At 39.1% G+C, this 13,758-nt stretch carries 12 protein-coding genes; 3 read left to right on the forward strand and 9 right to left on the reverse strand.

The genetic code is table 11. The features are described 5' to 3' along the window. Positions 1-54 precede the first annotated feature (54 nt). Complete coding sequence (locus ACHFIZ_RS01980) at positions 55-1,161, forward strand: CapA family protein (protein WP_410882336.1); 1,107 nt, start codon at positions 55-57, stop codon at positions 1,159-1,161. Here ACHFIZ_RS01980 and ACHFIZ_RS01985 read toward each other — a convergent pair. Then, positions 1,158-1,343, reverse strand: coding sequence for a hypothetical protein (locus ACHFIZ_RS01985; RefSeq protein WP_410882338.1), 186 nt, complete (start codon positions 1,341-1,343; stop codon positions 1,158-1,160). The genes ACHFIZ_RS01980 and ACHFIZ_RS01985 overlap by 4 nt on opposite strands. A gap of 93 nt (positions 1,344-1,436) precedes the next feature. Here ACHFIZ_RS01985 and ACHFIZ_RS01990 point away from each other — a divergent pair, with 93 nt between their 5' ends. Further along, positions 1,437-2,360 (forward strand): SPFH domain-containing protein, encoded by a 924-nt coding sequence (locus ACHFIZ_RS01990; protein WP_410882340.1) that lies wholly within the window; start codon positions 1,437-1,439, stop codon positions 2,358-2,360. A 32-nt stretch (positions 2,361-2,392) separates the two neighbouring features. Here the strand turns inward: ACHFIZ_RS01990 and ACHFIZ_RS01995 are convergent, their stop codons facing one another. From ACHFIZ_RS01995 to ACHFIZ_RS02015, 5 genes are all read right to left on the reverse strand, one after another. After that, complete coding sequence (locus ACHFIZ_RS01995; protein WP_410882342.1) at positions 2,393-4,537, reverse strand: carboxy terminal-processing peptidase; 2,145 nt, start codon at positions 4,535-4,537, stop codon at positions 2,393-2,395. A 107-nt stretch (positions 4,538-4,644) separates the two neighbouring features. Beyond that, complete coding sequence (locus tag ACHFIZ_RS02000) at positions 4,645-5,628, reverse strand: IS982 family transposase (protein WP_410882344.1); 984 nt, start codon at positions 5,626-5,628, stop codon at positions 4,645-4,647. Between the two features lie 40 nt (positions 5,629-5,668). Continuing rightward, positions 5,669-6,355 (reverse strand): hypothetical protein, encoded by a 687-nt coding sequence (locus tag ACHFIZ_RS02005; RefSeq protein WP_410882346.1) that lies wholly within the window; start codon positions 6,353-6,355, stop codon positions 5,669-5,671. A 24-nt stretch (positions 6,356-6,379) separates the two neighbouring features. Further along, positions 6,380-7,222, reverse strand: a complete 843-nt coding sequence (locus ACHFIZ_RS02010; protein ID WP_410882348.1) for an isoaspartyl peptidase/L-asparaginase — start codon at positions 7,220-7,222, stop codon at positions 6,380-6,382. Position 7,223: 1 nt separating this feature from the next. After that, a complete protein-coding gene (locus tag ACHFIZ_RS02015) occupies positions 7,224-8,099 on the reverse strand; it encodes a cyanophycinase (RefSeq protein ID WP_410882350.1) in 876 nt (291 codons plus the stop codon). 208 nt (positions 8,100-8,307) lie between these two features. On the opposite strand from ACHFIZ_RS02015, the gene cphA reads away from it, so the two are divergent. After that, positions 8,308-10,923: a cyanophycin synthetase gene (gene cphA, locus ACHFIZ_RS02020; RefSeq protein ID WP_410882352.1), complete on the forward strand. Its 2,616-nt coding sequence runs from the start codon at positions 8,308-8,310 to the stop codon at positions 10,921-10,923. Here the strand turns inward: cphA and ACHFIZ_RS02025 are convergent. The 3 genes from ACHFIZ_RS02025 to fumC are packed head-to-tail and all read right to left on the reverse strand — an operon-like array spanning position 10,920 to position 13,621. After that, positions 10,920-11,708, reverse strand: coding sequence for a S1/P1 nuclease (locus ACHFIZ_RS02025; protein ID WP_410882354.1), 789 nt, complete (start codon positions 11,706-11,708; stop codon positions 10,920-10,922). The genes cphA and ACHFIZ_RS02025 overlap by 4 nt on opposite strands. 14 nt (positions 11,709-11,722) lie before the next feature. Beyond that, positions 11,723-12,217 (reverse strand): fumarate hydratase, encoded by a 495-nt coding sequence (locus ACHFIZ_RS02030; RefSeq protein ID WP_410882356.1) that lies wholly within the window; start codon positions 12,215-12,217, stop codon positions 11,723-11,725. A gap of 6 nt (positions 12,218-12,223) precedes the next feature. Further along, positions 12,224-13,621 (reverse strand): class II fumarate hydratase, encoded by a 1,398-nt coding sequence (gene fumC / locus ACHFIZ_RS02035; RefSeq protein ID WP_410882358.1) that lies wholly within the window; start codon positions 13,619-13,621, stop codon positions 12,224-12,226. Positions 13,622-13,758 lie beyond the last annotated feature (137 nt).

Genomic DNA, 13,758 nt, shown 5'->3' on the forward strand with positions numbered 1-13,758 from the left:
AGTTACGAGGTCCTTTCAGCATTGAAAGGACTTTTTTTTGCAAAATTATTTACAATGAAATTTATAAATCAGCTTATAGCCTGCTCCGCGTTGCTCTTAATTGTGTTAAGTTGTCGCATTGGAGACACAAACGTTGTAGCATTTCAGAATAAAGACGATACACAAATAATACAGGCGCGTCCAAACGATACGATTACAGTATGTGCAGTTGGCGATATTATGCTTGGATCCGCCTATCCATCTTTATCAAATCTTCCGCCGAAAGATGGTATAAACAGTTTTACAAAAGTGGCTCCCTTTTTAAAAGGCGACATCGTGTTTGGAAACCTTGAAGGATGCTTTTTAAATTCAGGTAAATCTACCAAGTGCAAGGACACAGTTGGCAATAGTTGCTTCGCCTTCAGGATGCCAGAGAGATATGCGGGAATTTTTAAGGACGCTGGTTTCAATCTGCTGAGCATTGCAAATAATCACGTGGGCGATTTTGGAATTAGAGGGCGTACGAAAACTATGGAAATTCTAGACTCCCTTAATATCAACTATGCGGGATTACAATCCTATCCATCAACTATTTTTAAAATAGACAGTGTCAAATATGCATTCTGTGCGTTTGCCCCGAACGAGAATACGGTATCGATCAATAACCTTGATAGTGCACGAATGCTTGTAGCGGAGTTAAAAAAACAAGCGAATATCGTTATCGTGTCCTTTCACGGTGGAGCCGAGGGTTCAAAATTTGAACATGTGCCTCGCAAAAATGAGATCTTTTATCAAGAGAATAGAGGAAATGTTTATGAGTTTGCTCATGCAGTAATAGATGCCGGCGCTGACGTCGTTTTAGGTCACGGGCCGCATGTTACCAGGGCTGTGGAAGTTTATAAGAAAAGGTTCATAGCCTACAGTCTGGGAAATTTCTGTACTTATGGAATGTTCAATTTGAAAGGGATAAATGGAATCGCTCCTTTGCTTCAAATCCAAATTACAACCTCAGGGAACTTTATCTCCGCTAAAGTTATCTCAGTAAGACAAAATAAATTACGTGGTCTGACAATTGATCCCAATAACTTGGCGTTCGAAAAGCTAAAAAGCCTAACAAACACAGACTTTCCCGGACACCGTTTTAAGTTCCTTGATAATCTGATTACGGAAAAGGACGACTAAGCCTCGTCCTTTGTGTTTCTTACTAAACCAACCCCAGTGAAAAAGAAGATCGCTCCAATAACTCCAAATACAATAAGTTGTCTTGTAGCAGGTTCATGCTGAGTAAAACCATAACCTGCATATATTAAACCAATAACTCCCAGGATAGTAAGGATAGTCCCAAATGTACGTTTAACGTTCATAATTATTTTTCTAGTTAGATATTTTATTTATACAATATCTGTGCCTAATACGAAATTGTTTGTATCTTCAAGAAGTTTACAACAATATAAATCATGGAATATTATTTTTACGCTTTCTTATTTTTCGCTTTAATCATTCTATTCAGTTCGTTCGTCACCGTTAAGCAAGGCACGATTGCTGTAATAACCATATTTGGAAAGTACAAGAGGCAATTGGGTCCCGGCCTAAGTCTGAAAATTCCCTTAATAGAAAATATTCATTCCAGAATATCTATTCAAAACAGGTCAGTAGAATTGTCTTTTCAGGCGGTGACACAGGATCAAGCCAATGTTTATTTTAAGGCGATGCTACTTTATTCCGTATTGAATCAGCAGGAAGAAACTATTAAAAATGTCGCTTTTAAATTTGTGGATTCTACAAATTTAATGCAAGCGCTTATCAGAACCATTGAAGGATCTATCAGGGCATATGTTGCTACTCAAAAACAGGCTAATGTATTGGCGCAGCGAAACGAAATTGTGCTTCATGTAAAAGAACAGATAGATATTGTATTAGAAAGTTGGGGTTATCATTTACAGGATCTTCAACTCAATGATATCACTTTTGATGAGGAAATTATGAGATCAATGAGCCGCGTAGTTGCATCTAACAACTTGAAGGCCGCAGCAGAAAATGAGGGTCAAGCCTTGCTGATCACTAAAACAAAAGGAGCAGAGGCTGATGGAAATGCTATCAAAATCGCTGCTGCTGCAGAAAGAGAGGCCGCTCAACTAAGAGGACAAGGTATTGCACTCTTTCGCGCCGAAGTTGCACATGGAATGACAAAAGCAGCACAGGAAATGGAGGATGCTAACTTAGATATATCGGTTATCTTATTTACCATGTGGACTGAATCAATCAAGCATTTTGCAGAAAATAGTAACGGAAATGTTATCTTTTTGGATGGATCTACAGAGGGTATGAATAAAACGATGAAGGAGATGATGTCAATGCAAATCGCCAAAAACCAGTCATAAATAAAATAGCCTCTGAAGTAGAGGCCATTTTATTATGTTGTTTTCTTAAATTGAAGCAAATCTGCCATGACTTTAAGACTTTCATCTTGAACGAAGTCAAAGCCTTCTTCCTTAGTAATCTTGTCACCTTTCTTAATAGGTGGAAGGCCTCTTGATGATCTTAACATATTGGTTTTTGTTAAGGCTTTAGCTTCCAGACTGTCTCTTTCCTTTTTCAGTTTGACCTCATTCAATGTTACAGAGTTCACACCTTCTCTTTTCTTGATATCAGCCAAGTCTTGCTGGAGTGTTTTGTAGTCAAGAGAGTTTGCCATTCTTTGATTGTGCAACTTAACAAGCTCAGATCTGGCAGCACCTAGATCTGCTACCGGAACATAATTAGACTTATCTACGGTATCCCAGGGTAAGGCAGATTTCTCAGTATCCTCACCAATTTTATCTAGAGGGTATAAAGAAGGAAAGCTAATGTCTGGAATTACCCCTTTATGCTGAGTGCTACTTCCATTTACTCTATAAAATTTAGCCATCGTCAGGTTAATTATACCCAGCTGAGGCTGATCGCTTGCTGATTTAGTCAATGTACCAGTCTTACCTACTAAAGCTGCGACCCTCTGTAAGATTGAAGGGTTTACAAGGTCATCCATTTTTATAGAAGACTGAACTGTACCCTTTCCATAGGTCTGAGTACCAAAAACAATTCCTCTTCCATAATCTTGGATTGCACCAGCGAAAATCTCAGAAGCAGAAGCACTAAGTCTATCCACCATTACGCCAAAAGGCCCGTCCCATGCTACTCCAGCATTAGTATCTTCATTAACATCGACCTGGTTCCTTAGATCTTTGACCTGCACGACTGGTCCCTTATCAATAAACAAACCTGTCAAATTGATCGCCTCTGTTAATGAACCTCCGCCATTTGACCTTAAATCCATAACAATAGCATCAACCTTATCTTTAGTCTTTAGGGTATCAATCAATAACCTCACGTCACGTGTAGTGCTTTTATAATTCTTATCACCTTGCTTAGCCGCATTAAAATCAGCATAGAATGCTGGAAGTGTGATTATTCCAATCTTGTAGGTATTACCATTTGATTTAACTGTTTCCACTTTTTTCTTCGCGGATTGGTCTTCCATAATGATTTTCTCCCTAACCAATGAAATTACAACTGGCTTAGCAGACAACTCTTGTCCCACCTGAATTATTTTTAATCTAACCGTCGTCCCCTTGGGTCCTTTTATTTTTGAAACAGAGTTTTCGATTCTCCAACCAGTGATGTCCTCAAACTCTGCATTGCCTTGTGCTACTCCGATAATCCTATCGCCAGTATTCAATAATTTACTTTTGAAAGCTGGTCCGCCTGGGATTATTTCTCCTATTTTCAGCACTTCATTTTCCAATTGTAGTCTGGCACCAATCCCTTCAAAAGATCTGGCCATATCTTCACTAAACGCTTGAGCATTTGTGGGATTGAAGTAATTGGTATGTGGATCGATACTTTCTGTAAAAGCATCCATTATAGTTTGAAACACGTCTTGATTATTTATTTTCGAGGCTTGAGACTTTAGATTCTGATAGCGTTTTGTAAGCACTTCTACATTCTTAGCATCTGTGCTACCAGCGATCTTAAGATTAACAAGCTCATACTTAACTCGTTTCTTCCATAATGTATTTAGATCAGCTGTAGATGGAGCCCAAGGCATTTTCTCGCGATCATAAACGTAACTGTCATCCCCGGCGAAATCAAATTTAGTTTTCACTTGTACCAGGCCATAATTTATCCAATCATTATATCTTTTCAGGTAGACGTTAAAAATATAAAATGGCGCAGTCAGGTCTCCATTTCTGAAATCATCATCAAGCTTAAACCTGAATTTCTCAAAATCCTTTATGTCTGCTGCAGTGAAGTAATTTTTGGATGGATCAAGATCCTTTACATACCTGTCAAGAATTACTGAAGATATCGAATCAGTAACCTTAAGTTTCTTGTAATTATAGTTTTCTATTAGTGTCACTATTTCCTTGCACACGAGAGATTGCTTAGCATCAGGCACAATGTTAGCTATCTCGGGCACTATTTGCTGGGTTTTTGGTGAAGCGTGACATGCAAGTACGGCTGCGGTAAAGGTTACCAGTAATATTCTTCTCAACATCTCTTTGACTGATTTAAAATCCATTTTATTATTATATACTAATATGGTACCAATTTCAAAAATAAAAGAAAAGAGACAGTATTATTACTGTCTCTTTTCTGTAAACTTACTAAACTTAACGTGTTGTGCGATTAAAAAGCGAGTGCATATTTAAGCTGATTAATGGGTTTGTTGTTTTTGATATTGATAGCCTGCAAGCAAGTAACAGCGGCAAGTTTGGCAAATATTCTCATAGCTAAACCCTTCAAAGATTTAGCATAATTTCTTTTAAGCATGAACTGGTCGCACAGCTGAGCGAATAAGGTTTCAATCCTTTTTCTACATTTCCTGAATACAGGCTCAAATGGTTGTTTGTCTTTTTGATTATTACGCATAGGAGTCTTTAACTGAATTTTAACTGTATTGAATAAATCTAACTGACTGGTTTTGGATAAATACCCCCTGTCACCAATCAGTGTGCAATTATTTAATCCAGAGTACTTTATGTCATTCAGATAATGGATGTCATGTACGCTTGCTTTACTGATGTCCATGGAGTAGAACACCCCTTTTACAGAAGTAACCAGATGAAGTTTATATCCAAAATACCAAGCCTTGTTCACTGCGGAATACCCTTTATCAGGAGCTGTATCAAAGTTTTCCCTGCATATTCTTGAGGATTTTTCCCGAACGATTTTACAGATTGGAACAGGAATAGAATCTACAATAAATACATTTTCTCCTTCATTCATTTGTTTGGCCAGGTGTTCATTAAGCTGCTGCAACCAGGGAAAGATTACTTTTCTTCTCCGGTTAAAATTGCAGCGATGGATTAGCCGTGGAAATTCAGTTGAATAATCGTGTTTAAGCTTGCCAAACAAGTAATTTTCTGAGTCAATACCTAAAGATTCAGCGGTTAATACCAAGGCAATAATCTCACAATCAGATAGTTTTGGTTTTCTAGGATAAAATCTAAAGTTATTGTCCTCATTAATAGCGGATTTGAAAACAGATTTGGTTATTTCTAAAAATTGATTGAAATTGGTCGAAAGGTTGTGCATAAAGAGTAATTTACTTGGTCGTAATTCCTCTTTAAGATACTGATTTTCAGTATTATGCACAACTTTTTTATCCATTTTCGTCTCTTTTTTTAATCGCACAACACGTTAAACTTAATTATTTGGACTCCTTTTTAAGGGCTTTTTTGATTGGAATTAAAGCTCTCGCCTCTCTAATTTGTAGTTTGTATTGATTAAAATTTGAAGCACTCGCCAGCAGCTCTGCCCTTGTAAGGTCTCGGCTGGCAAGAATGTAATCTTTCTTTTTTATTTTAACGTTAGCGATACCAATCACAGACTCAATGTATGCGCGACTATTTCCTAATTGCTTTGCCAAAATCCCCTGTTGGGTGTAAAACCATAGCGATTGAGTGTATTTAGTATCCGCCAGATATATTTTTCCGAGCTGGCTATAACTATCAAGGAGCCCACTTTTGCTGCCAAGTTTTGAATAATTTTTAAGCGCAACATTTAAAATCACCTGTTCAGCTTCAGTATAATGCGCTAGCAAATAATGGACGTTACTAAGTCGTAACAAAGCAGATCCGTAGCGGTCCAATTGCCTTGAGCTATTGTATTCAAAAGCCGCCTTTCCAAATAAAGTAATCGCCTCATTCAGCTCTCCCTTGCGCTCATTCTTTTCAGCTTCCTCAAAATAGCTATTTCCATTGTTCTCATCATCGCTGGAAACCGCAATATTTATTGATGCATCTGATGGCCCCTGCTGAGGTAAGAAATGGCTGGTTTGAGTCATTGCCTGAGTTGCGAAGCCTAAAAAGACTATAGTTAACCAGCTCTTATTCATGCTATAAAGATAGTACAAAAACGCTTAATCGAAAACTCTTACTTTTTCATCATATGAAGCCCATACCATATTGGGATATGAATCAAGGTGATAGATATCGCCATTTTTGGCGATGCCGATAACACCGGCAAAACCATCAAATTCCTTCATTTCAAGGAAAGATTTTTCGCAGGCATCACGTAGTGTAAAGCCATCTGTTACTCTGGTTACGATTTTTGCTGCGAGAGCAGCATTTACTATATCTTCACCAACACCTGTGCAAGAAATTCCGGCAAATGAATTCGCAAAATTGCCCGCCACAGTAGCAGAATCGCTAACGCGGCAAGGAATTTCATACCCTTTGCCGCCTGTAGAAGTTCCTGCTGCAAGATTACCATGGCGATCCAGTATTACACAACCGACTGTTCCCTGCCTATATTGTTTGTTTAACTTCTGCTCGTACTCTTTCCGCCGTTGAGGTGTTATTGGATCAAAATACTCAAATCCGTTTTTTCTGGCGAAAGCTAATGCTCCTGATCCGCTTAACACACGATCTTCGAAGCTTAGCAGCTTTTGAGAGACTTGAATCGGATTTTTAACATCCTGAATATTAATTACTCCACTAAACCGTTGGCTTTTCCCGTCCATCAGAGCGGCGCTTAAACGTACTCTACCATCACTTTGAATTTGCGACCCTAAGCCGGCATTGAAGAGCTCATTATCTTCTAACAAAGAGATCGTATAAACAACCGTTTCAACGGCGGTGTGATTTACAAGGTAATTGTGGGCTAGTTGAGCAACTTCAGATAAAGCGTCTTGCTTTGCTCGTTTTGTTTCCTGATTGGTGGCAGATTCACTAAAAAATCCTCCATGGATAATCAACTTCATACTATTCGATTGAAATAACCTTAGGGTGTTGGATTGTCAGTTTATGCGCTGAAAGATCGTAGATATCCCCATCGCACATGACATGTACAACCATATTTTTAATGGATACCGGTTGTCCCATCTCGACGTCAGTAAGATTAGTATCTGTCATGTGTCTGCCATCTACCAAAATTACCATTCCGCTACCAATTGCTTCCATTCTACTTCCATTCGAAATATACAGGCCTGTGTCTTCACCTAAACCTATCCCAAGTATACCAGGATTACTGGCTGCAGCATAAAGCAAACGTCCTATGCGGCCTCTCTGCACAAAGTGCGTATCAACAATTACTCCGTCGATAAACCCTAGTCCACCGGTAATTTTAACTTCACCTTTCAAGAGCGCATCTTTACTACTGCCTTGATAGATCATATTTTTTGAGCTCGCGGCCGCTCCTGCTGAAGTGCCTGCAATGACAATCTCTTCGTTATGATAACTGTCAAGTAAAATCTGATGAAACTTTGTGCCTCCGAAAATAGAGGATAGTCGTAGCTGATCACCGCCGGTAAAGATGATAACATCTGCGGCTTTTGCGCGGGCGCAGTTTTCATCAGAATTGGCCTGTTCTCTGTTGTTAATGGACAATACGCCGACATTATGGACATCGAGCTGAGCAAATGCCTTAACATATTCTTCACCTACTTTTTCGGGAATGAGCGAAGCGGTTGTTATAATCTCAAATCGAGACTTTGTATTCTTAACAGATTCAGTCGTAATTTTTTTTAAAATACCTCTTTCAAAAAAATTCATATTCTGAGGCAGGCCGAACTGAGTTTCAGTAAAACTTCCAGTATTTATCGCGCCTCCTATAATAATTAATTTACCTTTTGGAGTCATTTCAAGTGTTTACATTTCTGATAATGCCAAATATATGGTCATTGAACAAATAATATAGTTTTTTTTATCATTATTACCCTTGTATTTAAAATTTGGATCCCTGTAGTAACAAAGAATAAATTATTTAATTTAACTACTTAAAACTTGGCTTATAAATTGACTAAATTTCACTCAAGTAAGCTACAAGAGACAAAACAAATTATTATCCATGAAAATATTAAATATTCAGGCACTTCGTGGGCCCAACATATGGTCTATAAACCGGAAAAAACTTATACAAATGAGATTGGACCTGGAGGATCTGGAGCAACGGCCGACCAACGTAATAGCTGGTTTTAGAGAGCGGATTGAAAGATTAATTCCGTCCCTTGAAACACATCGCTGTTCTAAAGGTGAGCCTGGTGGATTTTTAGCCCGTGTATCGGAAGGAACCTGGATGGGGCACGTCATCGAACATATTGCTTTAGAGATACAGACTCTGGCAGGTATGGATACAGGTTTTGGAAGAACGCGCCAAACCCAAAAGGAAGGTATTTATAATGTCGTTTTCAGCTATACAGAAGAAAAAGCCGGGTTGTTTGCAGCAGAATCAGCTGTCAATATTGCTGATGCTTTAATCAATAACCGAGAGTACGATTTGGAAAGCGATATTCAGAAAATGCGTGAGTTAAGAGAGCTGGAAAGGCTTGGCCCAAGCACAGGTTCTATTGTAGATGAAGCCATTGCACGAAATATTCCGTGGATAAGATTAAATAAAAGCTCTTTAGTTCAGTTAGGATATGGGAAAAACCAGGTACGTTTTAGAGCGACTATGACAGAGCGTACGAATTGTATTGCGGTTGACATAGCCTGCAATAAAGATGAAACTAAAAGGCTCTTACAGGATGCTGCCATTCCAGTAGCTAAAGGTGTAACGCTATCTGATATCTCAGACCTGCCAGATGCCATTAGAAAGCTGGGGTACCCATTAGTTTTTAAGCCGCTTGACGGTAATCATGGGAAAGGAGCTTCGATCAATGTTAAAACAGATGCAACTGCAAAAGAAGCTTTTGAGTACGCAAAAAACTACTCTAGAAAGATCATTATTGAGAAATTTATCACCGGGTATGATTTCAGAATTTTGGTAATAGACAACAAAATGGTTGCTGCAGCATTAAGAGTCCCAGCTCATGTGACCGGTAATAATGTAAGCACTATTAAAGAATTGATTAACAAAGAGAATGAGGATCCACGAAGGGGTTATGGTCATGAAAATGTTCTTACGGAAATCAATGTTGATAGGGATACTTTAGACCTTCTTGAGAAGAAGTCATATACTCTTGAAACGGTTCCGTCAAAGGGTGAAATCATTTACTTAAAGTCAACTGCAAACCTAAGTACTGGAGGAACATCTATTGATGTTACAGATCTTGTTCATCCTCAAAATATATTTATTGCAGAGCGGATCTCCAGAGTAATTGGGCTCGACATCTGCGGGATTGACATTATGGCAGAAAATCTAACCCAGCCGCTACCGGAAAATGGAGGCGTCGTACTAGAGGTAAACGCTGCCCCAGGTTTTAGGATGCATCTCGCTCCAAGCGAAGGTTTAGCCAGAAATGTTGCAGCGCCGGTGATCGATATGTTGTATCCGGTGGGCAAATCTGCCCGAATACCTATAATCGCTGTTACTGGTACAAATGGAAAAACGACTACTACAAGGCTTATTGCTCACATCGTAAAAAGCAATGGAACGCGGGTTGGTTTTACAACCTCTGACGGGATCTATGTGCAGAATACTAAGCTCATGAAAGGCGACACTACAGGGCCTGTTAGCACTGAGTTTATATTGCGAGACCCAACAGTTGAATTTGCTGTTCTAGAAACAGCCAGAGGAGGAATCCTACGTGCAGGATTGGGATTCGACAGTTGTGATATTGGTGTAGTTACAAATATTCAAGAAGATCACTTGGGCATAGCCGACATCAATACACTGGACGACCTGACTAAAGTTAAAGCTGTAGTGATTGGCGCGGTAAAAAGGAGCGGATGGGCTGTACTTAATGCAGACAATAAATACTGCCTTAAGATTGCTAAAACTGCCGATTGTAATGTGGCCTATTTTAGCATGAACGAGCACAACTCTGTAATCCTTGATCATGGTAAAAAGGGAGGAATTGCTGCAGTCTATGAAAATGGCTATATCACCATCAAAAAAGGAGAATGGAAAATTAGGGTGGAAAAAGTTACGCACATTCCCTTAACATTTGGTGGAACAGTTGACTTTATGATAGAAAACGTTCTGGCAGCTACACTAGCAACCTTTCTTCAAGGATATAAAATTGAAGATATAAAAATGTCTCTTGAGACATTTATTCCATCAGCAGCTCAAACTCCTGGAAGGATGAATACTTTTAAGTTTAAAGACTTCAGGGTATTGGTAGACTTTGCACATAACCCGGATGGGTTTAATGGTATCAAGGGGTTTTTACAATCCATCCAGGCGACAGAACATGTAGGTGTGATTTCGGGAACGGGAGATAGAAGAGATGAAGATATAATAGAGACCGCGAGGATTGCTGCCCAGATGTTCGATCGAATCATCATTTGCCAGGAGAAATATCTTAGGGGACGAACAAGTCAGGAGTTAATCGATCTGTTATTAACAGGGATACACCAGATCGATCCAAATAAAGAGGTAATTATAAACAACAATGGTGACGACTGTTTTAGGTACATCGTAGCAACAGCAAAACCAGGATCATATATTACGATCTTAAGTGACACCATTGACAATGCGATTGGCAAGGTAACTGAATACTTAGATAAAGAATTTGGAGTTTAATTGTAGATATCATTAATCACATTAGCCAAGCAAATTCCACCCTTTAACAACTGCGCATTAAGAGTGCCTACATAATCGAAATTATACTTATATCCGAGCTTAGCTTCAGGTTTTGTAGTTTCATATATCTTCGTCGAAATCAGATATGATCCATAAATATAATCTTTAAGGGACTTCCCTTTCCAGGAGATCAACTCTTTTTTAGTTGAAAAATCAATTGCTTCAGCAAATTCAGTGTAACTCAAACGCTGATAATCAATCAATTGATCATCCCATACTTTATGAAGATTTGATTTTTCTCCAAACCAGGTCACATAAACCTTGTTACCGCCGAGATCATCCTTGTGAGCCGTATGCATAGGTTGATTTAAATCGCCAACCATATGAACCAACATCCTTAGCGCAAACTTCTTCTGGTCGGCAGTACTTTGGTTGTTCTTTAAAACAGAGATCATTTGAAGTGTCTTATTGTAAACATTAGGCTCTTTTTCGATATCCAGGTAACTGAATACTCCAGCCTGATCAAGTCCTGCAGGAAGGTTTACAAAATGCCAGTTGTACAATGAATCGTAGTTGGAGTCTGACTTAATGAAGTCTCCCCAATTACTAGCCATTGCCAGACTTTCGGTTCCTAGGATGCCTAAAATAGCCTTCTTGGATCTTTTCGTTAAATGATTCTCTGCGATCTGCCCAACAATTCTATGTCCGATTGTACTCCATGCACCAGCACTGGAAGGGATAAAAAATACTACTAATAATGCAAGTGTTTTGATGTATTTTGTCATGGCTTACTTAGTTTTTATAATGATTTAGGAACACATATGATTTGTTCTTTCAAGACAAGCGTCACAATCCTTTGATTGTCGCTGCTTTCCATAACAATCTTTTGGGCTGCTGTTTTCAAAATTTTGAAGGCTTTGATATATTGTCCAATTTGGTAACATCCTGAGATTTTTTGCCTGTAATTTTCCTTTGTAAAAGTTCCAACCAAGAAAAGGCTATCATTTCTTATCGCATACACTCCTTTAGCGTATTCTTTCCAGACGCCATTATTAAAACAGGAGTCTGAGTAGTAATTTACCTTCGAATGTGTGGTCAAATCCACATAGAATGAGTCACAAGTAATTTTAAATTTGTGCTGTGTATAATTCAACAGCTTGCTTTCATTCTCCACACTGTCCTGGTTCCAAATGCCTTGAAAAATGGCAGAGCCCTTTCCCTGTATGTTAGGCAAACGTGTACATGCAGTAAAAGCACAAAGAATGCACAAAAATAGAATTGACGTCCTAAACATTCAAAATTATTTTAAGCTACCTACCATATCCTCTGGACGAACCCATTCATCAAACTGGTCTCCTGTTAGCAGGCCCAGCTCTATAGCGGCCTCACGTAAGGTTCTATTTTCCTTGTGTGCTTTCTTAGCTATTTTGGCCGCATTTTCATAGCCTACATGCGGATTTAGAGCGGTTACCAACATCAACGAATTCTGTAAGTGTTTCTTAATCTCTGGTAAGTTTGGCAATATCCCCTCCGCACATTTATCATTGAATGAAACGCAAACATCGCCAATTAGTCTTCCTGATTGCAAAACATTGGCGGCAATTACAGGCTTAAATACGTTTAACTCAAAATGCCCATTACTTCCTCCGATACCCACAGTTACATCATTACCCATTACCTGGGCACAAACCATAGTCATTGCTTCAGGTTGCGTAGGATTAACTTTACCAGGCATAATCGAAGAACCAGGCTCGTTGTCCGGGATAATGATTTCTCCTATTCCACAACGCGGACCGGAGCTTAACATCCTCACATCATTTGCCACCTTCATCAATGAAACGGCTGTTCTTCTGTAGGCACCTGAAAGTTCAACCATTGCATCATGAGCGGCAAGGGCCTCAAACTTGTTCGGCGCGGTTACAAACGGAAGTCCAGTTAGGTCAGCAATCTTCATAGCAACCAAAACATCGTATCCTTTAGGTGTATTTAGACCAGTACCAACAGCTGTACCTCCAAGCCCAAGCTCGCTAATCATCACCAATGCATTTTTGACTGTCCGAATACTGTTATCTATTTGTTGAACATACCCTGAGAATTCCTGACCTAATGTTAAAGGAGTAGCATCCATAAAGTGCGTACGACCAGTTTTCACGATATCCTTAAATTCTATCGCCTTCTGATGAAGGGTATCTCTAAGCCTCTCTAATCCGGGGATTGTAATTTCAACGGCTTGTTTATAAGCAGCAATATGCATTGCCGTGGGATAAGTATCGTTTGACGACTGAGATTTATTTACATCATCATTGGGATGCAATACTTTTTTATCATCACTAAGATCCCCTCCATTTAGCACGTGAGCCCTATTTGCAATTACCTCATTGGCATTCATGTTACTTTGGGTGCCAGATCCTGTCTGCCAGATTACAAGCGGAAACTGCTCATCAAGGATTCCTGAAATTACTTCATCGCAGGCTTTGGCAATCAGAACTGATTTTTCTGAACTGAGCACGCCGAGCTCCGTATTGGCAAGCGCTGCTGCTTTCTTAAGGTATCCAAAAGCGTGAATAATTTCTTTGGGCATGGAAGCTTCGGGCCCAATTTTAAAGTTATTTCTTGACCGTTCTGTTTGGGCTCCCCAGTACTTATCTGATGGAACCTGCACTTCACCCATGGTATCGTGTTCTATTCTAAAGCTCATAGTTTAAATTCTATACGGATCTTAATACTTTTATTTACGCCCCAAATTTAAGGGTTTAGATTTTTAAAGTATTGGATTTGTGTAAGATATTTAAGACAGTTAACAATTTACCGCAACAGCCAATAGATTTAAACAAT

Source organism: Pedobacter sp. JCM 36344 (assembly GCF_046546555.1).
Classification (GTDB): Bacteria; Bacteroidota; Bacteroidia; order Sphingobacteriales; family Sphingobacteriaceae; genus Pedobacter.

Bases quoted from the DNA above. Each gene is read 5' to 3' on its own strand.
- ACHFIZ_RS01980 (WP_410882336.1), top strand. From the start codon at position 55: ATGAAATTTATAAATCAGCTTATAGCCTGCTCCGCGTTGCTCTTAATT.
- ACHFIZ_RS01985 (WP_410882338.1), bottom strand. From the start codon at position 1,343: ATGAACGTTAAACGTACATTTGGGACTATCCTTACTATCCTGGGAGTT.
- ACHFIZ_RS01990 (WP_410882340.1), top strand. From the start codon at position 1,437: ATGGAATATTATTTTTACGCTTTCTTATTTTTCGCTTTAATCATTCTA.
- ACHFIZ_RS01995 (WP_410882342.1), bottom strand. From the start codon at position 4,537: ATGGATTTTAAATCAGTCAAAGAGATGTTGAGAAGAATATTACTGGTA.
- ACHFIZ_RS02000 (WP_410882344.1), bottom strand. From the start codon at position 5,628: ATGGATAAAAAAGTTGTGCATAATACTGAAAATCAGTATCTTAAAGAG.
- ACHFIZ_RS02005 (WP_410882346.1), bottom strand. From the start codon at position 6,355: ATGAATAAGAGCTGGTTAACTATAGTCTTTTTAGGCTTCGCAACTCAG.
- ACHFIZ_RS02010 (WP_410882348.1), bottom strand. From the start codon at position 7,222: ATGAAGTTGATTATCCATGGAGGATTTTTTAGTGAATCTGCCACCAAT.
- ACHFIZ_RS02015 (WP_410882350.1), bottom strand. From the start codon at position 8,099: ATGACTCCAAAAGGTAAATTAATTATTATAGGAGGCGCGATAAATACT.
- cphA (WP_410882352.1), top strand. From the start codon at position 8,308: ATGAAAATATTAAATATTCAGGCACTTCGTGGGCCCAACATATGGTCT.
- ACHFIZ_RS02025 (WP_410882354.1), bottom strand. From the start codon at position 11,708: ATGACAAAATACATCAAAACACTTGCATTATTAGTAGTATTTTTTATC.
- ACHFIZ_RS02030 (WP_410882356.1), bottom strand. From the start codon at position 12,217: ATGTTTAGGACGTCAATTCTATTTTTGTGCATTCTTTGTGCTTTTACT.
- fumC (WP_410882358.1), bottom strand. From the start codon at position 13,621: ATGAGCTTTAGAATAGAACACGATACCATGGGTGAAGTGCAGGTTCCA.